Below are 26,352 nucleotides of genomic sequence, written 5' to 3'. Positions count from 1 at the left end.
GCGAACGGCCATTAAGACACTGCAAGGCTTAGTTCGGGATCCACAAGCATGCTATTAAATTCCTGGGGATCCCTCAGAGACTGTCCCCCTAATCGTGCAGTCATCATATTATCATCTAGTATGGCTAAGTAATAAAAACGCATTACCCGCATTAAGGGACAGGTTATGTAATGGGCATTCACGCTCACATTCTCAGGAAGCAGCCATGCTACAATTCGCAAATATTTCAGTAAAAGGAAGTTACAGTGCTAGAAAGAATACAAAAAATAGAAAACGTCGGTAACTACAGTCGAGCCCTTGCTGGTGGTTTCCCCCTTGGTCGCGTGAGTGTAATCTATGGTGAAAATAGAAATGGTAAGAGCACTCTTTGCGACATTCTTTACTCACTATCACTCAATGACCCTCAGCTAGTCCTTGATAGAAAATCAGTAGTTCAAGGTCAAGAGCCAGACGTTATCAACCAACAAATTGAACTAAAGTTTTCCGATAGGCAGCAAGCCGTTAAGTTCAGGAATTCAGAATGGGACTCTCAACCACCTGAAGATTCAAATCTATACATCTTCGACCACGGATTCATTCATCGAAATGTAATGGCTGGAACAAAGTATAGTCGTGAGAATTCAACTAATGTTTCAGGGTTTATCTTAGGTGAGAACGTAGCGACTTTTGATGCCCTCGAAGTTCGCAATCAACAACTAAGAACTGATAGACAAACGTTAAACAGATATAAAACAGAATTGGAGGGTCATGAAATTGGTGACTTTACAGAGTTTGTTGCGTTACCAGTACCGACCAAAACGCTTGCTGAGTTAGATGCTGAGATTCAAGCATCAAAGCAGGCTCAAGAGCAGCTCGCAACTCAAATCACGAATACAACGCAAATCACTCAACGCTCCAATCTGAATGGCTTATCTAATGATGTTTCTATTATCGCCACATCAGAAGAAATCAATAATTGTTTAGCTCTGTCTATGGTCAACGTACATGACGCATCTAAGACTATAGTTACTGAGCATAAGAATAAGGTTAACAACAAAGAATCATTTGATGGATGGGCTGCTAGTGGTGTCGAACACCTAGATGAAGATTGCCCTTTCTGTGGACAAGAATTAGGTGCTGACGCTCAAGAACTAATCGAGAGCTACAGAACGGCTTTTGATGACGCTTTCCAAAACTTTGTAAGAGACACCAAAACAGAAGTAACCCGACTAAGAGCTAAAACGCTTATAGATGTTAGCCTTGAAAAGTTAACAGATAAGCATGATCAGAACGTCGCTACTTTAGAAACTTACTCCGAGGATTCTATCAAAGACAAGTTAAGTAATCTCGACCACGAAGCAACGTTAGCTCAGAGTTTCGAATCAGTTACTGAAGCACTTCAATCTCTAATTGAGGAATCAGTTACAACTAACAATGCGATTGATACTGCATTAGAAGACAAATATGATGCACCTTACAATGCTATTAACTCAATTGATTTCGATGAGTTGCAATCAAATATAGATGCTTTTAATGGTGCTATTCAAAGTTACGCTGACGCTATTGAACCTTTGAATGCAATGTTAACCGAGTTTAAAGACGGTCAAGATGTAGCTGATTTAAGGGAAAAGAAACAGTTAGAAGCAGCAAATGAAGCTAGCATTACTCTTAGCCGTAAACGATTAAATTTAGATGGTCTTTGTGTTCAGTATAATAATTTAAAAGCACAGATTGACGTAGATAAAGCAAGTTACGATGCTGACAAAGAAGCCCTTGAACTGGCTCAAGAGGCGTTTTTGAATATGTATTTTGCAACTATCAACGACCTATTCAGACGTATTGGATCAACTGACTTCGCTATATCTCGTAAGGTTAACCGTGGTGGGACTAGAACCGTCTATGACCTTGAAGTTAAGTTTAAAGGCCAACTGATAAACAACTCTAAGCTTCATTCTTTGTTCAGTGAGTCAGACCGTCGAGCTTTGGCTCTTTGTATATTCTTAGCCAAAATACAACAACTTTCAGATGAAGATAAAGCCAAGGCTATCTTGGTTATGGATGATCCTGTTACAAGCTTTGATAGTGAGCGTATTTCTAGCATTTTGCGAATACTGCATGCTTTAGAGCCTAGTATTAAACAGATGGTTATAACGACTCATTATAAGGGCATGGCATCTGCGGTTATGAAAAAATTCGTAGATGTAAATGCCCTTAAAATCTATCAAGACGAAACAGGCTCAAAATTTGGTGCAACAACAAAGGCAGAGATGACGGCGACACCTCACGATGAACGTTATTCTGAAATCATGGCTTTCGTAGAGCGCAGAACTCAAGAGAACCAAATAGGAAAGCTTCGCCTATTTATTGAAGATGAAATGAGACAGAGATATAAACTACCACTATCTAACCTCAACCTTACTGCGAGAGATACATTTAGTGACTGTATCAACGCTCTTAGGGATGGAAATTACATTGATGCTGCTATAGCCCATTCATTGGATGACTACCGAACAACACTCAACGGAACTGCTCACGAACTAGAAGAATGGTCACTTGAGGACTCAAGAGGGTACGCAGAAGGCATGATGGAGTTCATTTACCAAAGATTATAATCAATTTCAGACAATTGACGCCCTATAGCGATATTCGTTTTAGGGCGAAACAGTTCTCTACATACTGGTTAACCCCGACTTCACGAAGCGGCATTCGGATTAGGAATGGTAAGTTAAATGCCAAACTAATAGAGCATGGCTAAATCAACTTGAAACTCACAATGGGGCAAAAGCGTGTTTCAAGTTGGCCTAGTCAATGTCCGGAAATGGCACAGAATCCCCGCCTTTAGCAACTAAATCTCTACTACGTTCTACCCCTGATAGTGATAGAATCTCCGCATCAGAATTACCGAGAAACTCTATGTATATCCATCATGTTAACGGCATCGACTGGCTAGTGATTACAGCTTTTGAAGAACTGAAAACTTTATTTATCGAAGAAGCCGGTACGCTCCCCTTTTGCTTCTCTACCGCCAGCGAATTGAACCTGATTGATCAAGCCAAGCGCACTTATGGATATTTGCCTACACTCAGCGGCGTAATCACCGATACCGGCACCTTTCAAAGCCAGGATAACGAAGAAGATTTGAACCCACAGCTTGCCTGCCTAGTTGAGGGGCGTGGTCGGGTATTTATCTATCACGGCGGCGTTGTGGCTTTTGTGGATGACGAGCAAACCTTTATTACCCAAATGGACTGAAAATGATTCAGTAAGTTGAAATCGGCGAATTGGCATCCCTAGCTGGTCATCCGCAAGCGTTTCGCCTTTTAACAGGGGGCAGGATCCTAGCTTCAATAAGAAAAGCAATGTTGCGGTTAACTGGTGAGCTGTATCCCTAGCAAGCAAAGTGGCATTTCCGTGTTAGACAACAAACCGCTATACGGCCCAAATGAAGGCACCAATTATCCGTGTAGATACAGCTGCGGGCTTCGATGACAGGGTGAGAGATAACGAAGTTATCAAGCTTTCGAACGAGAGGCTGGATGCTGAACTGGCCTTTAAACATGGATGTTGTTTGTCATCGCAGAGCGTACAGGGATTGTACTTGTAGCGAGCCTCAGCAGTATCTGCACATAAGGTCGTTCCTTCACATCTGACCCATAGGGATATGGGAAATGTCATTATGATGTAGGGAACATCATTGACCATGTGATCACGACATTCGGACGTCCTGTCCAGCGCCCGCTGCAGGCGATTGATAACCGCTAAATTACCTGTTCAAAGGAGCTACTTAGTAACGCCAACACAAAAATGTAATCAGCCTTCATTCGAAGGGCATATCTAGGCTTGCTTACGTTGCTGGACTTTAATCGCACATAAGCAGGCTTTGCCGCGAAGTGCAGGACAACTTTTACAGGGCTGGCTCTTATGGGGGCGATACAAGTGTGCTTGAGTAACAGCTTGCTGGTGGGTATTTAGCTTGGGCAGCATGGACGCAATAAGCAATTCATCATTGGCTGGCGTGAGCTTAGTGTAAACGGCGAATTTGCTAATACTTGTTTCAATGCGCTTAAGTTTTAGCTGGTACTTGATGATTTTTAAGCGTGCTTTACAAAGCTTTGCGGCACGTTTTTTTAGCGAGATCTCGCTGTCTTTAAGCTTTGAGTAATGGCTGAGCTTTAGCTGATATTTAGCCAGTTTTCGGCGACATTTCTGCTGTTTGTTGATTAAATCATCACTCATTCTCGTCTCTCATCACGGTTCGCCAAACTATTCGAAATGTTTAAGCACTTGATTAACTAGAGTGTAATTGAATTTTGATTAAATGAAAATCATTATCGTTAACGATTTTCATTTAGTTTCACGCTATGTGGATGTGTGCCATTAAGTGTAGGGGTTTTGCTTCGCGTCGATTAAGGTGAGTAGCAATCTTAGTTCAAACTCAAGTTGGTGATAGTCGCCGTCCATATGGCAGCAAAGCTGATAAAAGGCTTTGTTATGATCTTTCTCTTTTAAATGGGCAAGCTCATGTACAACAACCATTCGCAGTAAGCCTTCTGGTACTTTTTTAAGCCGAGAAGAGATGCGAATTTCATTCTTAGCTTTTATTTTTGCCCCTTGTTTACGAGCGACGTAAGAATGTAATCCTAGGGCTTGATGACTTAGGGAGATTTTATCATCGAAGATAACTTTCGATAAGGGCTGAGATTTACGCAGATATTGGTTCTTAATCGCAATAGTATAGTCATACAGGGCTTTGTCAGTGCGTACCGAGTGGATCGCTGGATGACGTTTAAGGAGGAACTCACCGAGTTTATCTTGAGCGAGTAATTGGCCTACTTGAGCTTGGATTTCGCTTGAGTAACCTGCGAGGTAAGTTAGTTTTTGCATGCTTTACTTATATTCGAGGACGAGACTGTGGAGATAAAAAAAAGGGCGCTCTGAGTGCGCCCATTAGGATTGACTTCGATAGTGCTTATTCTTCGTCAGTCTTGTAAATCGTCATATTATGGAATGCATAAGCTGCTTCAAATGCACTCTTTTGGAAACGCTTAAGCTCAAGGCCTTCGAAATCTACCTGAGGTGGATTGCGTTTTAACTGCTCTTTGATAGCAACAGGTGACACTAATGTCACGTTGACTGGCAGTATTTGAATAAGGGCTTCTAATTTAAAGCTAGTTACGCTGCCAGCGCCTTTGCCTTTTTGCTCACGTTCGATAATGACGATTTCATCGACTTTGTAGTCTTCAATCAACTTACCAAAAGCAAAGTGAAAATCACGCATGGTTTCAGCATTTTCTGAGTTTGAAATCGCGAACGACTTTTGACGGCAATCCGGCACGTTATACGTTTCGCCTTCATAACTTAATAAACTGATGATGGCTTCGCCACCTTTTAACTCTACGCCACAAACTCTCATGATAAACCTTAAAAAAACAATATTGGGCATATTGTAGCGCTATTTATCGAAACGGTCAGCGTTTTAATGAGGTTTATGCTGCGATTAAATGACTTTTAGTCACTCTAGTAGTCTCAGAATTGCGAACAGAATGTGCTTTGCTGAAAACAGCTATTTTAAACGTGATGTTGAAGGGCGGGATTGACTATGTTGGATCAAAAAAGCCGCAGTGATAATCATCAATGCGGCTTTTTTAGCTTAAATGAATTGCGAACGGTTTAGCACCATCAGAGTGCTAAACATCAAGATAAGCAAATTTAGTCTTCAGGCGTATCTTGTAGCTTAGATTTTGGTTTTCTAAGCATTGGTGCATCGCCTATGTCTACGCCAGTGGCAAAACGTCTATCGCGATTAGCTGCAGCTTTGGCTGTCGACTTTCTCTTAGCTGTGGCGGCTTTCTTTTTCGCTGTTGCAGCAGGCTTTGCTTTAGACGTTTTTACTGCCTTAGCCTTTAAGCCACTGAACTTAGCTTTAAGGCCGTCAAGCTCGCTGAAGCTAAAGGTCTTATTTAGGAAGGTTTGTACTTGAGTAAAGTTAACCCAGTCTTTAGGTCCAACAAGCGAAATAGCATCGCCTTTAGCGCCAGCACGGCCAGTACGGCCAATACGGTGAACATATTCTTCAGCAAACTTAGGCATATCAAAGTTAATCACTAATGATACGTTTAATAGATCCAGTCCACGAGATGCTACATCTGTCGTCACCAAAATTTGCTGCAAGCCACGGCTAAACTCATCCATGATTTGGTTACGCGCGTTTTGTTTTAGTTCGCCGCTTAACGATGCGGTTTTAAAACCTTCAGCCGCTAACTTTGTCGCTAAACGGTCAGTATCTTGTCTTGTGGCAGTAAAGATGATGATCTGCTTTTGCTGCTCTTCTTTTAGAATACGAGTCAAAATAGCTTCTTTATGATCTAAGTGATCACATAAGAAGATACGTTGAGTAATATCTTTGTGTTCTAAGTTACTGGCACCAATTGCGACATGCTCTGGGAACTTCAATAGCTCGTTGGCAATGTCGTTTACATCGCCGTGATCTAAGGTGGCAGAAAACATTAAGGTTTGACGGCGCTTATGGTCTGCCGCGTTGTTAATTTGCTTCAACTGCTCAGCAAAGCCCAGATCTAGCATGCGGTCAGCTTCATCTAAAATCAGCAGTTCAAGGCCGTTAAGGTGAAGATGATGTTGTTTTAGGTGGTCAGCTAAACGGCCTGGTGTTGCCACAACAAAATGTGGATCACGGGCTAAGGCTTTAGCTTGGTCATTAAAGTTCTCACCACCTAAGATTTTGGTTGCCTTGAACTGGGTATTGGCAACTAATAATCGCAGCTGGCTGTACACTTGAGTGGCAAGCTCTCGGGTCGGTAATAGAATGACCACGCGAGGATCACGTTTACTCAATGCTTTACACGAAATCAGTCTTTGCATCGCTGGCAACAAAAAGGCTAATGTTTTACCTGAGCCTGTTTTAGACGACGCCATTAAATCTTTGCCTGCAAGGGCGACAGGAATGGCTTGCTCCTGGATCTCTGTTGGGGTGTCAATGCCCATGTGCTTAAGACTTTGTAACAGACGTTGATCCAGTGCGAAATCGGTAAATTGCAAAGGTGTACTCCTTAAATGATACGACCGCACATTATAACCTACAGATTTACCAATGCGCTACGAATACCCGTCAACTTTGTTCTTCAAGTGGAGAGATTTCTGCTAAAATGCTTAGCCTTCTAGGAATAACCTTCGTCTAGTGTCGCCGATTAACCATTTTCTCAGTTGACTATACGATGGGTGTTATCTAGTACAAATTGATTAAGTACTTATCTAGCTTGACGTAAATTTTAGTGACGTCGAGTGATGTTTACAAGTTGATAGCAGGCGCTTTGGCATTGAGTTGAAGCGTCTAGTTTCAAGCTGACCTATGGAGTTATTTTAACGTGTCTACAAACAAACAATCAGTACGAATAGGTTTAGCGTTAGGTAGCGGAGCTGCAAAAGGTTGGGCGCATATTGGTGTACTTAACGGTCTAGCCAAAATGGGGATCTATCCCGATAAAATTGCAGGCTGCTCAATTGGAGCCTTAGTTGGCGCAGCTTACGCCAATGACCATTTAGAAGAGCTTGAGAGCTGGGTGCGCAGTTTTAGCAGCTGGGATGTACTTGGGCTGATGGATATCAGTTGGGGCCGTGGTGGTCTTATTGGTGGCGAGCGTGTGTTTGATGTGTTGCAGCAGCGTATTGGCGACCTGCAAATTGAAGACTTAAAAAAGCCGTTTGCTGCCGTTGCAACTGACCTTTATTCTGGTCAAGAAATTTGGTTTAGAGAAGGGGACTTAAGGCATGCCGTTCGAGCATCTTGTTCTATGCCGGGTATTTTGCCTCCTGTTAAAGTTGGCGAACGTTGGTTAGTCGATGGTGCTGTTGTTAACCCCGTGCCCGTTTCGGTGAGCCGCGCGATGGGCGTAGATCTCGTTATTGCAGTCGATCTGCATGGGCTTCGCCGTGGTCGTATGCAAGTTTTACCCATTAATATGAAAAGCAATAAGCCGACAGTGGAAGAAGAGCAAGAGGCGGAGCAGCATCAAGATAAAGGCTTTACCGATCTGTTAGCTCGTGGGCGTGGTTATATCTCCGGCTTAACCGATAAGTTTTCATTAGGGAGTAAGGGCGGTGCAGCGCATAATCCTAACCCTGGTATGCTAGCAGTCATGCAGCAATCGATGGAAATTTTAGAAGGGCGTCATAAGCGAGCGCGTTTGATGGGCGATCCACCGGATATCTGTATCGTGCCAGATATGGGCAACATAGGCACCATGGAGTTCCATCGAGCGGAAGAAGCGATTGCTGCTGGTGAAGCTGCTGTCGAAAAGGTGGCCCATTTGATTGAAGCTGCTTTGGTACAGCACGGGGGCTAATAGCCTTTGGTGCTAAAGTAAAAGAAATAAAAAAGGCGCTGTTAGCGCCTTTTTTGTGACATTTTCATCAGTATTTGTTCTCAGTTTCATTTCGCTTTATTGACCAAAAGCGTTAAGCGAGTTTAACAACCATTTTCCCGCGATTTTTGCCTTCAAACAAGCCAATAAAGGCATCTGGCGCATTGTCTAAACCTTCATATATCGTTTGCTCAGCTTGCACCTTACCTTCTGCTAGCCATTTACCCATTTGCGCAGCGAAGTCGCCGTAGTGCTCCCAGTGCTCAAATACGATAAAACCTTCAATCTTTAGCTTCTTTATGATGATTTGCGCTAGGTTACTAGGTCCTGGTGTCGGCACTGTATCATTGTATTGGGCAATCATACCGCATACCGCAATTCGGCCATGATCTTTCATATGGTTAAGTGCTGCAAAGAGGTGCTCACCGCCCACATTTTCAAAATAGACGTCAATTCCTTCAGGTGCAGCCAGACCAAGAGCGGCATCTAAATCACCACAGGTTTTATAGTTAATGACAGCGTCAACACCTAAGCTTTTAAGGTACTCGGCTTTTTCATCTGAACCGACAGAGGCAACAACACGTGCGCCCATCAGTTTACCTATTTGCACCGCTACGCTGCCTACCGCGCCAGATGCAGCTGATACAAAGAGTGTTTCACCCTGTTTTAGCGCTGCAATACGATTAAGGCCCGTCCAAGCTGTCATACCAGGCATGCCTAAGACACCAAGAAAATGCGACTCACAAATAGGTGTATCAGGCAGGCGAGTTATCTCTGTGCCGTCGGTGATAAAATGGCTGCGCCAGCCAAACATGCTGTTAACTTTGCTGCCAACAGGAAAGTCAGGGTGTTGTGATTCAATGACCTCACCAATCGCTCCCCCTTCTAATGCTTTACCCAGCTCAAAAGGTGCAATATAGCTCTTTCTGTCAATCATGCGTCCACGCATATAGGGGTCGACAGACATCCAAAGATTTTTCACCAGAAATTCACCAGGCTTAATAGCAGCTAGAGTGAGTTCTGCTTGGTTAAAGTTGTCAGTTGTTGGCATGCCTTCAGGGCGAGACTTAAGTTGAATGATTTGAGATTTCATATCTTTCCTTTATTTTTATTTGCGCGCAAAGTAATTGAATGCATCATAGTAAAGCTTTATACATTTTGCAAATGCTTTGCGCGCAAAATAATTGCTCGCAAATAAAAGTGGTGTAAGCTAGTTTTGACACCTGATGTGAGTTAAAATTAGTAAAATTTTGACTTGCCTAAGTGTAGTAGCAGTGACCAACAACGACTCAAACGACACGTCTAACAATTGTCTTTCTGATAACGTCTGCTTTGCGCTCTATACGGCTAACAACGCCTTAATGAGAGCTTACCGTCCGTTATTGGAGCAATATGAGCTGACATACCCACAATATTTAGTCATGCAGTCATTATGGCTACAAGACAGAGTAAGCTTGACGCTGGTATCACAATCGACCCGGCTCGATATGGGGACGTTGACCCCTATCGTTAAGCGACTTGAGACTAAAGGTTTTCTAAAGCGACTGGCCGATGAAACCGATGAGCGTAAAAAGGTGATAGCGTTAACCGATGCCGGTCATAGCCTTAAGCTTGAAGCCTTGGCGCTCAAACAAACCTTGTTAGCAAAGGTTGATATGAATCCGGAGCAAGTTGAACAACTTAGAACGTTATGTTTGTCCTTAACCCAAGCGTTGACGCAAAAATGACCAGTTGATTTTCTAGTTAACAAGTCGGCACGTTAAATGCTTTAGAGATCCCTATACTCTCTTTACGCCGGCTTTTTGACGATGAATCCACTCAGCAGTATCAGCAATGCAGTTAATAGTAATGCTCAGGTATCAGACACTTATGGCGTTAATAGTGGCCAGTCAAATGTTGGCGGTGCTGGGGCTGTCGCTGCACTAGGAGCGACAGCGCCTCAAGCTGAAACGACGGAGCTGACAAAAAATGATAATACGCTGGTATTATCTGGCCGTGCAGAAAGAGCACAGAAAATCGAGGCGATGGCTAACGATTTCTTCAAAGGAGGCCAATTTACTTCGGCACAATTACCGTCCCTTATTCAACGTCTTTATCAAGATGGCATTCTCAGCGAAGGCCAGCTCAACCGATTATCTAATAGCGGTTTCGACATCCCGCCAGCAGAAGTGCAGCCTTTATCTGACTTTATTGATGAACAGCGCAGTACGTTAACCAATAGCGAACAAGACCGAGAGCTTGCCGAGCTGCTAGACAACGCGAAGTGGGTCATGGGGGCAATGGATGTATCGCAATCTCCTTTAGTTGCACAAAAGGCTAACCGGGTTTCGAGCCAAATTACTGACTTGTTACAATCTGAAAGGCCATTGACGGAAGTGCAACAGAACCAGTATCAAGGGTTGAAATCGTTGATGCAGCTCGCTGCAATGACTGGCGAACATCAGCAAGAAAATGGTCAGCTCAATAGCTACCTTGCATTAGCCAAAAGGCATTAGTATTTGTCTATGTGTGATTTTACTTTTGTAGTTGAGAATACATTTTGAGCTGGATTCTTTCTGCAAGAGAAGGATCAATTGCTACTTGTCGCTCGCCCTTTTTTAAAGCTTCCAATAAGTTGCGGCACACGTAATGAATAAAGAATTTTACCTGCCTATTTTTATCCACAATTTATACCTAAATTATACTGTCACTAGCCCGCTTCCATGAGTTCGTCAAGGCCATAATTTGAGATCAGTGGCTTTGTAGACAGAACTGTTTTCTTATTGTCTTCCTCTTTTAAAATGATGATCTGGATCAAAGTACTTATCGTTATTTTATAGCTTAATGCGCCACATATTGTGATTTATTGAAAAAGTAGCACTATATATAGTGTTGCTTTGATGAGCGAGCTGAAGAGGATTTATACAATGCCAGTGGTTATTAAACGGGATGGTTACCGTACGCCTTTTGACGAAACAAGGATTAAAGACGCCGTGATAGCAGCTGCTAACTCGGCAGGTATTGAGTGCGCTGAATATGCACAACAGATTGCGGAAAATGTGAGAGAAAGTGTTTCGCAGTTAGCAGAAGTTAATATCCATGATCTGCAAGACACCGTTGAAAACTTGCTCATGGAAGGGCCGTATAAATCTTTGGCGCGCGTTTACATCGAATACCGTCACGATAGAGATATCAATCGTGAAGTTAGCAGCCGCTTGAATAAAGAGATCCGTGGTTTAGTTGAGCAAAGCAATGCGGCTTTGTTGAATGAGAACGCTAATAAAGACTCTAAAGTGATCCCAACTCAGCGCGATCTGCTTGCGGGTATCGTGGCTAAGCACTATGCAAAATGCCACATTTTGCCTAAAGATGTCGTTGCCGCACATGAGTCTGGTGAGATCCACTACCACGATTTAGATTACGCGCCATTCTTCCCGATGTTTAACTGTATGCTTATTGATCTTAGCGGCATGTTAACTCAGGGCTTTAAGATGGGTAATGCTGAAATTGAAACCCCGAAGTCAATTTCTACCGCGACTGCAGTGACCGCACAAATTATTGCGCAAGTGGCAAGCCACATCTATGGCGGTACAACGATTAACCGTATCGATGAAGTATTGGCACCCTTTGTGGCGAAGAGTTACGACAAGCACTACCAGGTAGCGCTTAATTGGGGCATTACCGACGCAAAAGCGTTTGCCACTGCGCAAACTGAAAAAGAGTGTCACGATGCATTTCAGTCATTAGAGTATGAAGTTAACACGCTACATACTGCAAATGGTCAAACCCCATTTGTGACTTTTGGTTTCGGTTTAGGTACCTCTTGGGAATCACGCTTAATTCAGCAGTCTATGATGACAGTGCGTATTGCAGGTTTAGGTAAAAATCGTAAAACAGCGGTATTCCCAAAACTTGTTTTTGCTATTCGCGATGGCATTAACCATAAAACAGGCGATTGTAACTACGACATTAAGCAGTTGGCACTTAAGTGCGCTACCACGCGTATGTACCCAGATATTCTTAACTATGAACAAGTTGAGAAGGTGACAGGGTCATTTAAGACGCCGATGGGTTGCCGTAGTTTCTTAGGAACCTTTGAGCAAGATGGTGAGCTTGTGCATGAAGGCCGCAACAATTTAGGTGTTGTGAGTTTGAATTTGCCACGTATTGCGCTTGAAGCAAAAGGTGATGAAGCAGAGTTCTACCGTATTTTAGATGCGCGTTTAGCCATGTCTCGTAAGGCCTTGGACACTCGTATCTCTCGCCTTGAAGGTGTTAAAGCGCGCGTTGCCCCTATCCTATATATGGAAGGTGCGTGTGGTGTGCGTCTAAAAGCTGATGATGATGTTTCTGAGATCTTCAAAAATGGTCGTGCATCAATTTCATTAGGCTATATTGGTCTGCATGAAACTATTAATGCGCTTTATGGCACAGACGAGCATGTTTACGACAGCGAACTGCTACGTGAAAAAGCCATTGCGGTTATTAAGTACATGAAACAAGCCACCGACAGCTGGAAAGCAGAGTCTGGTTACGCATTCAGCCTGTACAGCACGCCAAGTGAGAACTTGTGTAGCCGCTTCTGTGCACTTGATACCAAGATATTTGGTGTGGTTGATGGCGTTACCGCAAAGGGTTACTACACAAACAGCTTCCATTTGGACGTTGAAAAACAAGTGAACCCTTACGATAAGATTGATTTTGAACAGCCATACCCAGAGATAGCGAACGGTGGTTTCATCTGTTATGGCGAATTCCCTAACATGCAAAATAACGTAGAAGCGTTAGAGAACGTATGGGATTACAGTTTTAGCAGAGTGCCATATTACGGCACTAACACCCCAATCGATGAGTGTTACGACTGTGGCTATACCGGTGAGTTTAGCTGTACCAGTAAAGGTTTTACGTGCCCTAAGTGTGGCAACCATGAACCAAGCCGTGTGTCTGTGACGCGTCGTGTATGTGGTTACTTAGGTAGCCCAGATGCAAGACCGTTTAACTATGGTAAGCAAGAAGAAGTTAAGCGCCGCGTTAAGCATTTATAATAAAGGGTGATAAATATGATGTTGTTTAAGTTATTCTCTCTGAAAAATGCTTGCAGTCTTGATGCTGATGAATGTCAGCAATTAAATCTTGCTTTGTCATCAAAAACAATTGAGGACATTCCTGAGGACTATAGAGAATTGGTTAAGGATTACTTGATACCTGCATTAAATATAAACTCTGTTGATCACAGTATTAAAGGGAAGCTTGATGAACTTTTAATACAATTACAAAACAGTTGATTATTTGGCAAGATATTGTATTTAAAGTAAATAGAGTGGCTGATACTTCTAAAGGTGTTAGCTAAACTAAAGGTGCTCTGTTCAGCACCTTTTTTTATCTCCCAAGCTGAAACGAGTTTAATATGAATTATCATCAATACTATCAGACAGATGTAATTAATGGCCCCGGTACTCGTGCGACCCTTTTCGTGTCGGGGTGCGAGCACCAATGTCGTGGTTGTTATAACCAATCCACCTGGAACCCTTGTTCTGGTCACCTTTTTGATGAACAGATGCAACAGCGTATTATTGATGACTTAAATGATGAACGTATTAAACGCCGTGGATTATCGTTATCCGGTGGCGACCCTCTGTTTCCTGCAAACCTGACAGCAATTTTGTCGCTAGTTAAGCAGGTGAGGGAGCAATGCCCTGGTAAAGATATTTGGCTATGGACTGGCTACACTTTAGGCAGTTTAACGGCTCAGCAGCAGGAAATTGTCGACTTAGTCAATGTCGTGATTGATGGTAAGTTTGAGCAGTCACTTGCCGACCCCAGCTTAGTTTTTAAGGGCAGTAGTAACCAAGAGATCCATTATCTCAGGTAGATTGAGCATATTACTGACGTAACTTGTCAGTTGTTTAGCTATAAACCTAGGTTAAATTGGCTTATATACTGTTATAATGTGGCAATAATGACAAAACAGCGTCAGTTAACTGAGGCTGTTTTTGTTTCTAAACGTGTAAATTAGATTTGAATTTAAGGTCTGTAAATGAATTTAAAGCAGGAGCTGCAAACGCTCAACGATAAGTTAGACAAATTTCGTCGTAAGCTAGCAGCAGCTGAAAAGCGTACCGATCCGACTGTTATCATACAGTTTAAGCAAGAAATTGCAGCTATGACTAAACGGATCAGCGCTGTTAAAGCTCAGCAAACACGCGAGTTAAGCAAGCAAGGCGGCACGGTTACGGGTCTTCAGTTTAGCCGTGTATTAACTAAAGCCGAGCAGGCAGACATGGGTAAGTTGAAAAAGTCTGTTAAAGGTTTGGTTGTGGTTCATCCAATGACGGCTTTAGGTCGTGAAATGGGTATTAAGCAAGTCACAGGCTTTGCGCCAAAAGAGTTTTAAGCGCGTTTAGTTATTGATTTAGTGAGCCGCTTCAAGGTTATCTTTAAGCACTGGGCTTATGCTTGCTCAAGTTAAGTCTATGGCCGATTAGAGAATGCTTTAAGCCATAGACTGATTGAATATTTGAGCTAGCAAGAGTATCGTCTCAAGCATTTATTTTCTTTATCAGGACGTTTGCAGTCTCATGGAATGAGAGTTGTCGTTAAGGTTTTTTCATGTCGATTAAATACATCGCGTCTTCAAAATTACCCACCCCTTGGGGTGTTTTCGAAATGCATGGTTTTGAAGATAGTGAGACAGGTAAAGAGCACGTCGCGCTTACCTTTGGTACATTTTCTCCAGACGCGCCAATCCTCGGGCGTATTCATTCAGAATGTCTAACCGGTGATGCGCTATTTAGTTTGCGTTGCGATTGTGGTTTTCAGCTACAAACGGCGATGCAAAACGTGGCTGAAGAAGGCCAAGGTTTTATTCTTTATCTACGCCAAGAAGGGCGTGGTATTGGTTTACTGAATAAAATCCGTGCCTATGAGCTGCAAGATCAAGGTGCTAATACGGTTGAAGCGAACGAACGCTTAGGTTTTGAAGCCGATATGCGTAAATACGACATGATCATTCCTATGATGGAAAAAATTGGTGTCGCAAAAGTACGTCTAATGACCAATAACCCTCGAAAAGTGAAAGCGATGCAAAGTTTTGGCTTAGAGGTCGTTGAGCGAGTGCCACTGCAAGTGGGTAAAAACCGCTATAACGAAGGTTACCTCAAGACAAAGTCGACCGAGTTGGGTCACATGATGTCTGAGTACCACTTTACTGAAGTGGATCCTGAAGCAAAACAAGATTAATACCTTTTAGTAAAGTCTTTATTTTCTTGGCTTTACTCTGCTATACCGCTATATTCGGGCTATCGATTAGAGTTTAATTAAGTTTAAAATCAATTTATGGCCCGTTTGCGTTACCTTTCAAGTCTACCTCTTTTGATTATAGTGCCTGCTCAGGCAGAGACTGATTACAGTCATTACGCATTCGCTAATTATCTAGGCAGCGGTCTTTATCGAACGTCCGGGCAAAATGCTACTGTGGCTAACATTCCTATTAGTTTTGATCTACAGCGCTCAGAGACTGAGTCCTTAGTGCTCAGAACGCCGGTTTCCATGGGTTTTTTTAACTTTACCTGGAGTGATTTGCCTGATGGCGAGTTGCCATCAAGCGTGGGAACCTTGACCGTAACCCCTGGGCTGGAGTATCGGATTAAAACGTCTGAAACTCATGAATTCCAGACCTATGCCGATCTCGGTTTTGGTACTAACTTTACCAATAGTAATGATGTGGTCATCTATTCGGCTGGGATGTCGAGTCTGCTTGATTTTGAGCTGGGCAATACCCATCCACAATGGGTTAATCGGGTATTCTTTGCGGGTTATAACACCTTGCATGATGGCGCGAGTGAGTCATATTCTGCGGTGCAGTCAGGCATTGATATTGGCACTAACTACTACTTTCAAGTCAAAGGTGTTGAGGTTGAACCGCGGTTCTTTGTTGCTGGCTATTGGTACTTTGATAAATTGAAGTTTACCACCCCGTTTGAAGAAGACGTGCTGGTGGCGAATAGTTTTGAAGTTGGAGCCACTCTGGCTTTTTCTAAACCGGTAGGTTGGGATCTGATTAATATTAAACGCTTTGGCTTGAGTTATCGTAAGGGCGATGGGATAGAGGTTTGGCGCTTAATCTTTGAGTTCCCCATTTAGATAGCGGCTTATGATAAGCACAGCGCACTCGAATGGAATGGCTAGAGTATTTAAGAGATAGAGGCTTAAGGCTATAAATTCAAATGACTTTGGCTTAGCTTGGCCTATGAATTGAAATATATCGGTTTAATCACTAAACCGATATATTGTACTGCATGTTACACAGGTTACTTGCCCCAAATCTTGGCATTCGCTTCAGGTAGTGGCTCTTGCGACTTCTTTGGTTTAGTAACAGAGATCACAGCGTCATAGTCCCTAGGTGGAGGCAAAGGTAAGTTATTCATTTTTAGATAAAGATATTCTACTTTATCTCTTGCCCATTGCGTTTTACGCAAAAATTTTAAACTCGATTTAATGCTTGGATCATGATTAAAGCAGCGGATATCAATACGGCTGCCTAACTCTTCCCAACCATAATGGTCGACAAGATCTGTTAATAAATCTTCGAGCTTTATGCCGTGAAGTGGGTTGTTTGCTTGGGTCATAGTCTTGTTGGAGCCGTCTTGTTCGTACTTACTAGAATGAACTAATTATATCAGTTTATTTGTGGTAGATCTTTAGGGATTAAATTCACAATATCCTTAAGCAATAAAAAGAGAGCCATAAGGCTCTCTTTAACGGTTATTTTCGATTTATTAGAAACTAATGCTGTTTACTCATCAGCATTTGATAACCGCCGCCATTATAGACATTGGTATAACCTTCGCCCACTAACATTTTATTAGCGATGCCACTGCGGTTACCGCTACGGCAATAGACAACCACTGAGCGATCTTTGGCGATCTGTTGTTTTGCAAATGCGCTATCGATTTGCTGATAAGGAATATTGATGGCGTTTGGTAGGTGGCCTTGAGCAAACTCTTCAGGGGTACGAACGTCCACCACTAAGGCGCCGGCTTCAATTTTTTGCCAAGTGACCTTAGGGTCTTGGTCTGCGGCCATGGTCAACGTGCTAAACATGATTAGCAGTAAGCTTAGGCCTAGCAACCATGTCATTGTTTTTGGTTGTTTTTGCTGCAAATTAAAAGCGTTACTCATCAATATACCTTTATTTATCATTATTTAATCTTGATTGGCAGTCGCTAACTCTGCTTCTGATTTGAAGCCAAACTTACGCAATATCATCGCTGCCGGACAAAATCCAGTATAGGCGCTTTGAAATAAATTAGCTCCTACAAAAACCGTGAGCCAGATAAAATTATTGTTAATCCAAACAGTTAAGGCTAAAGATACTAAAACCATAAACCCTGCAAATGCCATAATGGCGCGTTCAATAGACATAGAAACTCCTTTTTAGAACCAGCTAAGCGGTTATCGATTTTGATAAGGATATTGGCGCATTGTTAGCGCCAATATCTAACGTTGAATGACATCTTAGTACTATTTTAAGTATCGCTTTTTCATCACCGCGTAATACAGCACGGGGATCACAACCAGTGTTAATAAGGTTGAGATTAAAATTCCAAAGATAAGGCTTATCGCAAGACCATTGAATATGGGGTCATCGATAATAAACAGTGCACCTATCATGGCTGCTAATGCGGTTAGCATGATAGGTTTTGCTCTTACCGCGCCAGAGTGGATAACGGCTTGCTGAAATGGCACGCCAGCGGCGGTTTCTTGGTGAATGAAATCAACCAGTAATATCGAGTTACGTACAATAATTCCTGCCAGCGCAATCATGCCTATCATTGATGTTGCAGTAAATTGTGCACCAAGTAATGCATGACCAGGCATGACACCTATAATGGTCAATGGAATAGGCGCCATAATAATTAACGGTACAATGTATGATTTAAATTGGGCGACCACCAAGAAATAGATGGCGATCATTCCAACGGCATAGGCAATCCCCATATCTCTGAACGTTTCGTAGGTGATCTTCCACTCACCATCCCAAAGAATCGCGACGCTATCGAGTCCATTTGGCTGGGTTACATAGTGCTGCTCAAAGCCTAAGCCTTGCTCATCGTTGATTTGGCCCACCATATCAAACATACCGTACAAAGGGCTGTCGAGTGGCCCCGCCATATCAGCGACGACCATGATCATTGGGATCATATTTTTATGGATAATAGGACTATCAATATTACCTTTGTCGATGCGGACCAGTTCTGATAACGCGATAGCTTGATTGTTATGGCCGCGCAACGTTAAATTAAGCACTTGATCCAAATCAACTTTGGTAGCTTCTTGTAGCTGGATGTTGATTGGGACGGGACGCTTTTGATCCGCTTTATGTAAATAGCTGATATCTTTACCACCAACAGCCGTAGCAACTAAATCAACAATGTGGCTATAAGGTACGCCGAGTAAACTCGCTTTTGTTCTGTCGATGATGACTTGCCATTTAGCGGCGGATTCAGGCAGATAAATATCGATATCGACCACATCTTTGGTCTGTTTAAATACGCCGAGCAGCTCGTTTGCAGCTTGCTCACGTATCGCTTCACTAGGACCATAAACTTCTGCAAGAATAGGCGACCATACCGGTGGGCCTGGTGGCACTTCAACCACTTTAATATTGGCGTTATATTTAGCGCCAATGGCTTGCAGTGGCTCTCGCACTGATAAGGCAATACTGTGGCTATCGCGGTCGCGGTGTTTCTTATCGACCAAATTCACTTGGATATCACCTAGCTCTTGGGTTTGACGTAGGAAGTAGTGACGCACAAGTCCGTTAAAGTTCATGGGGGCACTTGTACCTGCATAGAGCTGATAGCTTGCCACCTCTTCAACTTGATTGAGGTAGCGGCCGAGTTCCTTCAAGGCTTTTTGGGTTTGTTCAACGGGCGTGCCTTCTGGCAGGTCGACCATGACTTGAAACTCTGACTTATTGTCAAACGGTAGCATTTTTAACACCACGAGTTTGCCAATGGGGAGCGCAATAGCCGCCCCGATAAGCACAAATATGGCCGCGGCTAAGCCGAAACGAGCTTTGCGGGCATTGTTACCTAGCACAAATGGGCCAATAAGGCGGTTAAACAGGGTAAACATCGCACCGCTGTTTTCACTTGGCTGTGGCATATTTGGGTCGGTATGCTTGTGTTTAAGCAGTTTTTTACTGAGCCAAGGAGTGATCATAAATGCGACGGCAAGAGAGATCAGCATGCCCATACTGGCATTGATGGGAATAGGGCTCATATAGGGCCCCATTAATCCAGATACAAAGGCCATTGGCAGTAGCGCTGCAATAACGGTAAATGTGGCCAAGATGGTGGGGCCTCCGACCTCATCAACGGCAACAGGGATAAGCTCTGCAAAAGAACGCTTACCCATTGCCATATGCCGATGAATATTTTCAACCACCACGATAGCGTCATCGACTAAAATCCCGATAGAGAAAATCAACGCGAATAGCGATATGCGATTGAGGGTAAACCCCCAGGCCCAAGAAGCAAACAAGGTCAGTGCTAGTGTGATGATAATGGCAATGCCGACGACCATCGCTTCTCTGACGCCCATGGTTATCAACACTAGGATGACGACAGCCGCTGTAGCAAAAAGTAGCTTTAAAATGAGGGTATTGGCTTTGTCGCCTGCGGTTTCTCCATAATTGCGCGATACGCTGATCTCTACGCCATCAGGGAGCAGGACATTTTCAACTTGATTGACGCGATCTAAAATTGCGTTGGCAACATCGACCGCATTTTTGCCTGGCTGTTTACCGATGGCGATGGTCACCGCGGGGTAAATATCTTGCTTATCGCCATGCCAGGCACTTTTTAGCGGAATGTTTGATTTAAGGGTGATATCCGCCAGATCGGCAAGATAAACAGGAGCCGCTTGACCGCCGCTATCTTGTTTAACCGCAACGACTAGCTGTTTTACATCTTCAATATTTTGTAGGAATTGGCCTGCCTGTACCTTAATTTCTTGGTTCCCTTGTACGAGAGAGGCTGGCATCGAAATGTGGTTGTTGCTACTGAGACTTTGGTTTATTTCATTAAAAGAGACACCGTAATAGTTCATCTTCAGCGGGTCAATTCTGACGTTTAGTGTCAGCTGATGCTCGCCTACCGAGTTAATCTCTCTGGTGCCTGCAATACGTTTAATTTCAGTTTCTAAGCCGTTGGCAATATGAGTGAGTTGCTCAGCAGAGACTTGAGGCTGTTTGGACCATAGGGTGAGGCTGACAATGGGCACATCATCAATTCCACGAGGCTTAATTTGTGGCTCGCCGACACCCGCCTTTAGGGGGAATTTGTCGAGGTTAGAGTGGAGTTGATTGTACAATTTCACAATGGCGTCATTACGCTCAATTCCGACTTCAAATACCACAATAAACAGTGCGCCGTCGGGCTGTGAAAACGAATAGAGGGTATCGATACCTTTAATTTCTGAGATCACCTGTTCGATTGGCAAAGTAATCAGGCTCTCGACTTCGCGTGGTGTTGCGCCGGGGAAAGGCACAAACACATCGGCAAAGGTCACATCGATTTGGGGTTCTTCCTCTTTGGGCGTGACTAAGACTGCAAAAAGTCCAAACAATAAGCCCAGCAGCGCTAATAATGGCGTGATAGCACTGGATTGAAAAGCGCTAGCAATGCGTCCAGAAATACCTAATTTAGTTTGAGTTTGCATGACAGGTCTTCCTTAAAGCTCTTCGGCTAGATTCGATTAGGTTTTATGGTTTATGACTTTGCTTAAGCATTAGTAGTGCCTGATAGGCATCTTTTGCGACAATATCGCCATCGGATAAGCCCGCAAGGATCTCAACCATTGCGTTATCGGTCTGGCCCAACCTCACTTGATTGAGTACCCAGGTGTCATTTTGCTGAATATAAACGGCACTGAGCTCATTCATAGTCAGTAATGCCGATTGAGGAATAAAAATAGCCTGTCGACTGCCACTGATAAACTGCGCTTTGATAAGGCTTCCTGGGAATGCGCCCTGAGTGTTTTGAGGCAGTGGTATACGCACTTTGTAGCTGCGACTTTGAGGGTCAACAAAACTGAACAGAGTCGGGGTATCTACGTCGAACTGTTGGCCGTTATCTAAGGTTAACTTGAACACGGGCTGCTGTTTTAGTGCTTCGATATAACGTTGAGGAACTTGGGTGACGGCGCGCATTTGGTTGACTGAGTAGCCAGAGTAGAGTGGCTGTCCAGGACTGACGGTTTCACCTTGCTCTACATGTCTTTGGGTTACAACGCCTGAAAAAGGTGCGCTAACAATCGTGTATTTTAACGACTCTGTTGCTTGAGTTATTTGTGCTTTAGCCGCGCTAACCGCCTGTTTGGTTGATTTGGCATTGGCCTCTGCTTCATCCATTTCCCCTTTTGAAATGGCGCCTTTGGGGAATAGCTGTTGATAGCGTTCAAGCTGCAGTTGAGCTTCTGTGTTAAGTGCATTGGCTTTGGCGTAATCAGCTTCGGCAGCAGCAAGTTGTGCACCTTGCTCTTTATTGGTGATCTCGAGTAAAGCCGCGCCTTCAGGTACGAAATCATTAATATCATAGTTAAGATTGATAATTCGACCAGAAGTTTGGGCTGAGACGGTCGCGGATTGAGTTGGCTCCACAATTGCGTCAAGAGATACCCAATTAGCATAGCTCTTTGCAGCCACCGTTATAGACTCGAGCTGCTTACTTTCAGCTGCTGCAGGGATGCTGATGAAGGGGATAGAGCCTAATAAGAGATAACCCACTAGTGTTTTTTTCATAATTATTATACGTCAAAATCAATCCATGCAATAATTCTAATGGAAGAGGTGGCTAACTGCAATAACTATTCATTAGAAAAATGCGATGGATGTTTTTCAGCTTGCTAACTTAATCGTTAAGGTAGTAGGTCAATGTTGACACGATACGGATTTTTTTGATGTAGGGAGTATTGCTGTCTCTGTCGTTAATACTAAATTGTCCTTGCGTCGCTTTTTTAATTTTACCTAGCTTGGAATTAGAGTCCTTGACAAATTTTTCTGCGACTTGGCGTGCATTTTGAGTGGCAGATTGAATCATTTCTGGTTTGACTCTGTTTAGCTCTGTAAACAAAAACTGCGCTTTACTATTGTAGTCTTGATCGGAAATGGCAATGCCGTCTTTAACTAGGCTCAACATATTAGTGCGGGTTTTAAGCAGTAAATCGACTTTGTCAGTATATAAAGAAATAGAGATTTTAGCGGCGTAACGGTATTTAACATTTGGATCGACATAACCTTGGGCTTGTCTGTCTTCAATTGCAGGTAGCGCAACGGTTATTTCACTGTCACTAAAGCCTTGCTGCTGTAAGAATTCGACGACCTTGTTCGTTTTGCTCTGCACTGTCTGGTAAAGGTCATTGAGATTGTTATCGACCTCACTGAATCGAATTGGCCAAATAGCAATGTTTGCTCGCACCTCTTTTTCGGCTAAGCCTTTTACGGTGACCGTTCGATCCATCGCTTTCATCTTAATCAGTTTATCGCCAACGGTACTCGCTGACATTATCAGGCCAAAGCAGAGTAAACCACCAAGAATAAGGGCGGGTAGGGCGTTGTGCTTAGACATAAAGTACTCAGAGTGATTGCCAGTACTGTTAAGTTAGCAGGGAATAGCTGGTTAAGACAATGAATAAGTTTTCATCAGTATATGGGATTCATCAGAACTCAGGGCGATAGACTAAAGGCAATAAAAAAGCCGCATTAATATGCGGCTTTTAAAACACAAGCAGTTTTACTGTTAAGTGTTTAGCTTAGAACTTGTAGTTGTACTGGATAGAGTAGTACGTTGCGTTTGATGTAGTTGTCGCATGTACAGTACTTAAATCATCGCCTAGAGCTGGGTTTAGGTTACCTACTAAGCCTAATACAGAGCTTTGTTCTGTAAGGTTGGTTTCTTCACCGCGAACAAATGCAATACCAAAGTCTAAACTGGTGTTTTTAGAGAGGTTGTAAGTCGCGCCCATTGTGTACCACTGACGGTCTGAATCTGGAATAGAGATTGAGCTGACTTCACCGACTACGCCTTGGTCAAACATGTAACCAGCACGCAGTGTCCATGTGTCAGTTAGAGTATATGTACCACCAACACTGAATAACCAAGAGTCATCCCAAGCATATTTTTTTAGTTGAGCTTCAGAAGGATCGGTAACAGTGATTTCGTGGAAATCTCCCCAAGTGGTCATCTGCGCTGTGTAATGCAATGCAAACTTTTCTGTTAGCTGATGGAAACCTGCAACTTGGAAAATATCTGGAAGCGGAATGTTGATCTCTTCGTAGTGCGTGCCAGCGAATATCACAGTACCGTCGGCGCTGAACTCTGGGCTGAAGCGGTAGCTCATACCAAAACGGTTGTCTGCATTGATTTCATATACAGCGCCGACAATACCACCAAAAGCGATACCTTCTGCATCTACATCAACGAGCTCTAAATGTTGTGGTCCTTCAGGTGTTGGCATTGCACCACCACGCGTTAACGTGCCAGAGCCATAGATCACATCAAGACCTGCACCCACACTCAAGTTATCGTTGATGCGGTATGATGCGCTTAGATTGAAGTTGATAGTTGTCACTTCAGTCTTACCAAGCAGATCAATAGGAGCGGGTATTGCACCTGCAACGATGTTGTTTGACAAATCGGTAGTATCGGTACCTGTACCGAAGTTACTGAACATAGCAACACCGTAAGCGAATTTATCGTTTACTGGGCTAACATAGTAAAAGTTCGGAATTATTTTCGCTTCGGCACCATCATCTATGCTGCCGTAATGGAGTTCACCTAGGTTTGAGTTAACAAATACATCTTGAACTTCAACTTGTACGTCAGCATAAGTTAAGCCCATTGAAAGTTGTTTCTCATCAAACAATGCCATAGCTGCTGGGTTACGTGAAAGTACTGATGCGTTATCGGCTATCACTGCGTCACCGGCGAATGCACGGCCAACACCTGTTGCCGATTGGGCGTTAATTTGGAAGCCCGCAGCCATTGTTTGAGTGCTTACTAGAGCTACTGATACAGCAATAAGAGTCTTGTTGAAATTCTTCATTATTATCATCTCTATTATATTTTGGTCTTGCTTATTGGGGGCTAATTCATGATTAGCGGCAAGATCCACTTATTAGACCAGTGCATAGTAGGGAGATGTGAGCAAGCTAACAACTCCGACCAGAATCGTTTTATTGTTGATTATTAGTTAATTGTTGCGCGTTTTTATGGCGGTTAAATTAACAGCGCAATTGAAACTGGCTATAGAAAGTATAGCTAGCATAGGCTTGGGCATATGAGTTGGTTTGATTGTGCGTTAATGGAATGTAACGGGTGGGGTGTTTAGGAGGTTGTTGATAAAAATAAAAAAAGCGTACAAGTGTACGCTTTTTATCTGCTTTAGTTCGCTATTGCTGCGATAGCTTAGCTTCGAAGCTATCGAACTGCTGTTTAATAGCCTCTGAAGGGCTTTGCATTTTACTGACGAGTACACCTGCAAGTGTGGCTAAAATAAATCCAGGTAGAATTTCATAGATGTCGAAAATGCTGCCAGTGAGTTGCTTCCAAATCACAACGGTAAGCGCGCCAACAATGATGGTAGCGATAGCGCCATTGCGGCTATAGTTACGCCAAAATAGTGAAAGTAATACAACAGGACCAAATGCGGCTCCAAAACCGGCCCATGCATAGCTCACAAGACCAAGCACGCTACTATCTGGATTAAGGGCAACAATACCTGCAATAACAGCAATGGCCAATACGCCAATACGACCGACTAACATAAGCTCTTTGCTTTGCGCTTGAGGACGTAACCATTTTTTATAGAAATCTTCAGTGACAACACTAGAGCACACTAGAAGCTGCGAGTCGATAGTACTCATAATCGCCGACAAGATAGCGGCAATAAGTAAACCACCAATCCATGGGTTAAAGGCGGCGTGCGCGAGGTGAATGAATACCGTTTCAGGATTTGATAATGGCTCGGCCGCAAAGTAAAGACTACCTGCAATACCAGTTGCTAAAGCACCTAATAATGCTAGTAGCATCCAGCTCATTGCGATGCGGCGTGATACAGGAATATCATCAGGCGACGCGATAGCCATAAAGCGCGAAAGAATATGTGGTTGACCAAAATAGCCAAGTCCCCATGCTATTAGCGATATAAAGCCAATAAAAGTGGTATTTTCATTAAACAAAGACAACATAGCGGGATCGATGTTCTCTAGACCAACTTGTGTTTCAGGAAGGCTAAAAATGGCCACCGGAACGATTAGGAGCGCAACCAGCATTAAGCAGCCCTGGGCAAAGTCAGTCCAGCTAACGGCTAAAAAGCCACCAATGAAGGTATAACTTACGATAATGGTAGAGCCGATCAGCAGCGCTAAGGTGTAATCGAGCCCAAATACTTTTTCAAATAAAATGGCGCCGCCAACCATGCCTGATGAAGCATAGAAGGTAAAGAATACTAAGATAGTAATAGCTGAAACCAGCTTTAATGTGCCTTGCTTATCTTCGAAACGTTTTTCAAAAAAGTCAGGTAGCGTGAGGGCGTTATCAGTAAATTGCGTATAAACACGCAAACGTCTCGCGACAAATAGCCAATTGAGCCAAGCACCAAAAACTAAACCGATGCCAATCCAGGCTTCCCCTAATCCGCCTAGATAGACCGCGCCAGGTAAGCCAAGAAGTAGCCAGCCAGACATATCGGATGCCCCCACACTGAGTGCAGTTACAGCAGGGCCCATACCGCGGCCACCTAAAATATAATCGTCTACAGAATCTGTTGCTTTATAAGCCCATAAACCTATGCCCATCATCAAAGCGAGATAGGCGATAAAAGTAATTAAAACGGGTAATTCAATTGTCATGTGTGGTTCACGCTTCTTTTCTTTTCTATTTATGTGGGCGCTATGCTAGCAGATTTATGAGCTAAGGCTCAATAAAGGAGGGATATGTGATGAAGATCT

General features: G+C 43.3%; 24 protein-coding genes. 11 read left to right on the top strand and 13 right to left on the bottom strand.

Annotated features, from left to right (window positions below; genetic code table 11):
- Window positions 1–245 precede the first annotated feature (245 nt).
- Together ACVBIO_RS17325 and ACVBIO_RS17320 are read left to right on the top strand one after the other, a co-directional pair.
- Window positions 246–2,591, top strand: coding sequence for an AAA family ATPase (locus ACVBIO_RS17325; RefSeq protein WP_447173102.1), 2,346 nt, complete (start codon window positions 246–248; stop codon window positions 2,589–2,591).
- Window positions 2,592–2,892: 301 nt separating this feature from the next.
- Window positions 2,893–3,231, top strand: a complete 339-nt coding sequence (locus tag ACVBIO_RS17320) for a cytosolic protein (RefSeq protein WP_447161267.1) — start codon at window positions 2,893–2,895, stop codon at window positions 3,229–3,231.
- Between the two features lie 582 nt (window positions 3,232–3,813).
- Here ACVBIO_RS17320 and ACVBIO_RS17315 read toward each other — a convergent pair.
- The 4 genes from ACVBIO_RS17315 to ACVBIO_RS17300 all read right to left on the bottom strand — a co-directional run bounded on the left by ACVBIO_RS17315 (window position 3,814) and on the right by ACVBIO_RS17300 (window position 7,035).
- A complete protein-coding gene (locus ACVBIO_RS17315; RefSeq protein ID WP_447161268.1) occupies window positions 3,814–4,215 on the bottom strand; it encodes a hypothetical protein in 402 nt (133 codons plus the stop codon).
- Between the two features lie 141 nt (window positions 4,216–4,356).
- Entirely contained in the window at window positions 4,357–4,863 is a 507-nt protein-coding gene (locus ACVBIO_RS17310) for a M48 metallopeptidase family protein (RefSeq protein WP_447161269.1), read from the bottom strand.
- An 85-nt stretch (window positions 4,864–4,948) separates the two neighbouring features.
- A complete protein-coding gene (locus tag ACVBIO_RS17305) occupies window positions 4,949–5,392 on the bottom strand; it encodes a DUF3010 family protein (protein WP_447161301.1) in 444 nt (147 codons plus the stop codon).
- A gap of 296 nt (window positions 5,393–5,688) precedes the next feature.
- A complete protein-coding gene (locus ACVBIO_RS17300) occupies window positions 5,689–7,035 on the bottom strand; it encodes a DEAD/DEAH box helicase (RefSeq protein ID WP_447161270.1) in 1,347 nt (448 codons plus the stop codon).
- A gap of 326 nt (window positions 7,036–7,361) precedes the next feature.
- Between ACVBIO_RS17300 and rssA the strand changes: the two genes are divergently transcribed.
- Window positions 7,362–8,339, top strand: coding sequence for a patatin-like phospholipase RssA (gene rssA / locus ACVBIO_RS17295; protein WP_447164091.1), 978 nt, complete (start codon window positions 7,362–7,364; stop codon window positions 8,337–8,339).
- Window positions 8,340–8,451: 112 nt separating this feature from the next.
- Here rssA and ACVBIO_RS17290 read toward each other — a convergent pair whose 3' ends face one another.
- Window positions 8,452–9,450 (bottom strand): NADP-dependent oxidoreductase, encoded by a 999-nt coding sequence (locus ACVBIO_RS17290; RefSeq protein ID WP_447173101.1) that lies wholly within the window; start codon window positions 9,448–9,450, stop codon window positions 8,452–8,454.
- A 181-nt stretch (window positions 9,451–9,631) separates the two neighbouring features.
- Here ACVBIO_RS17290 and ACVBIO_RS17285 point away from each other — a divergent pair, with 181 nt between their 5' ends.
- The 8 genes from ACVBIO_RS17285 to ACVBIO_RS17250 all read left to right on the top strand — a co-directional run bounded on the left by ACVBIO_RS17285 (window position 9,632) and on the right by ACVBIO_RS17250 (window position 16,478).
- A complete protein-coding gene (locus tag ACVBIO_RS17285) occupies window positions 9,632–10,084 on the top strand; it encodes a MarR family winged helix-turn-helix transcriptional regulator (protein WP_447164090.1) in 453 nt (150 codons plus the stop codon).
- A gap of 81 nt (window positions 10,085–10,165) precedes the next feature.
- On the top strand, window positions 10,166–10,852 hold the full coding sequence (locus ACVBIO_RS17280; RefSeq protein WP_447173100.1) for a hypothetical protein: 687 nt from the start codon (window positions 10,166–10,168) through the stop codon (window positions 10,850–10,852).
- A gap of 411 nt (window positions 10,853–11,263) precedes the next feature.
- A complete protein-coding gene (gene nrdD, locus ACVBIO_RS17275; RefSeq protein WP_447161275.1) occupies window positions 11,264–13,381 on the top strand; it encodes an anaerobic ribonucleoside-triphosphate reductase in 2,118 nt (705 codons plus the stop codon).
- Between the two features lie 15 nt (window positions 13,382–13,396).
- Window positions 13,397–13,621: a CD1375 family protein gene (locus ACVBIO_RS17270; protein ID WP_447173099.1), complete on the top strand. Its 225-nt coding sequence runs from the start codon at window positions 13,397–13,399 to the stop codon at window positions 13,619–13,621.
- 122 nt (window positions 13,622–13,743) lie between these two features.
- On the top strand, window positions 13,744–14,208 hold the full coding sequence (gene nrdG, locus ACVBIO_RS17265; protein WP_447161276.1) for an anaerobic ribonucleoside-triphosphate reductase-activating protein: 465 nt from the start codon (window positions 13,744–13,746) through the stop codon (window positions 14,206–14,208).
- A 165-nt stretch (window positions 14,209–14,373) separates the two neighbouring features.
- Entirely contained in the window at window positions 14,374–14,730 is a 357-nt protein-coding gene (locus tag ACVBIO_RS17260; RefSeq protein ID WP_447161277.1) for a YibL family ribosome-associated protein, read from the top strand.
- 215 nt (window positions 14,731–14,945) lie between these two features.
- The gene (ribA, locus tag ACVBIO_RS17255; protein WP_447161278.1) at window positions 14,946–15,575 is read left to right on the top strand and encodes a GTP cyclohydrolase II; all 630 of its coding nucleotides are present in this window, start codon (window positions 14,946–14,948) and stop codon (window positions 15,573–15,575) included.
- Window positions 15,576–15,671: 96 nt separating this feature from the next.
- On the top strand, window positions 15,672–16,478 hold the full coding sequence (locus tag ACVBIO_RS17250) for a hypothetical protein (RefSeq protein WP_447173098.1): 807 nt from the start codon (window positions 15,672–15,674) through the stop codon (window positions 16,476–16,478).
- Between the two features lie 167 nt (window positions 16,479–16,645).
- On the opposite strand, the gene ACVBIO_RS17245 is transcribed toward ACVBIO_RS17250, so the two are convergent.
- The 8 genes from ACVBIO_RS17245 to putP form a co-directional block, all read right to left on the bottom strand.
- Complete coding sequence (locus ACVBIO_RS17245; RefSeq protein WP_447161280.1) at window positions 16,646–16,963, bottom strand: VF530 family protein; 318 nt, start codon at window positions 16,961–16,963, stop codon at window positions 16,646–16,648.
- 157 nt (window positions 16,964–17,120) lie between these two features.
- Window positions 17,121–17,516 carry a rhodanese-like domain-containing protein gene (locus ACVBIO_RS17240; protein WP_447173097.1) on the bottom strand — a complete coding sequence of 132 codons (396 nt, stop codon included), beginning with the start codon at window positions 17,514–17,516 and terminating at the stop codon, window positions 17,121–17,123.
- A 24-nt stretch (window positions 17,517–17,540) separates the two neighbouring features.
- Window positions 17,541–17,759, bottom strand: coding sequence for a YgaP family membrane protein (locus tag ACVBIO_RS17235; protein WP_447161282.1), 219 nt, complete (start codon window positions 17,757–17,759; stop codon window positions 17,541–17,543).
- 99 nt (window positions 17,760–17,858) lie between these two features.
- The gene (locus ACVBIO_RS17230) at window positions 17,859–21,062 is read right to left on the bottom strand and encodes an efflux RND transporter permease subunit (RefSeq protein WP_447173096.1); all 3,204 of its coding nucleotides are present in this window, start codon (window positions 21,060–21,062) and stop codon (window positions 17,859–17,861) included.
- Window positions 21,063–21,105: 43 nt separating this feature from the next.
- Window positions 21,106–22,143, bottom strand: a complete 1,038-nt coding sequence (locus ACVBIO_RS17225; RefSeq protein WP_447173095.1) for an efflux RND transporter periplasmic adaptor subunit — start codon at window positions 22,141–22,143, stop codon at window positions 21,106–21,108.
- A 109-nt stretch (window positions 22,144–22,252) separates the two neighbouring features.
- A complete protein-coding gene (locus tag ACVBIO_RS17220; RefSeq protein WP_447173094.1) occupies window positions 22,253–22,969 on the bottom strand; it encodes an SIMPL domain-containing protein in 717 nt (238 codons plus the stop codon).
- A gap of 184 nt (window positions 22,970–23,153) precedes the next feature.
- Window positions 23,154–24,446 (bottom strand): OmpP1/FadL family transporter, encoded by a 1,293-nt coding sequence (locus tag ACVBIO_RS17215; RefSeq protein WP_447161286.1) that lies wholly within the window; start codon window positions 24,444–24,446, stop codon window positions 23,154–23,156.
- A 346-nt stretch (window positions 24,447–24,792) separates the two neighbouring features.
- Window positions 24,793–26,253, bottom strand: coding sequence for a sodium/proline symporter PutP (gene putP / locus ACVBIO_RS17210; RefSeq protein WP_447173093.1), 1,461 nt, complete (start codon window positions 26,251–26,253; stop codon window positions 24,793–24,795).
- Window positions 26,254–26,352 lie beyond the last annotated feature (99 nt).

The sequence above is a fragment of the Shewanella sp. 0m-8 genome, from assembly GCF_052977265.1.
The sequence above is the reverse complement of the archived record's forward strand: the minus strand, read 5'-3'. Positions and strand labels throughout refer to the sequence as shown.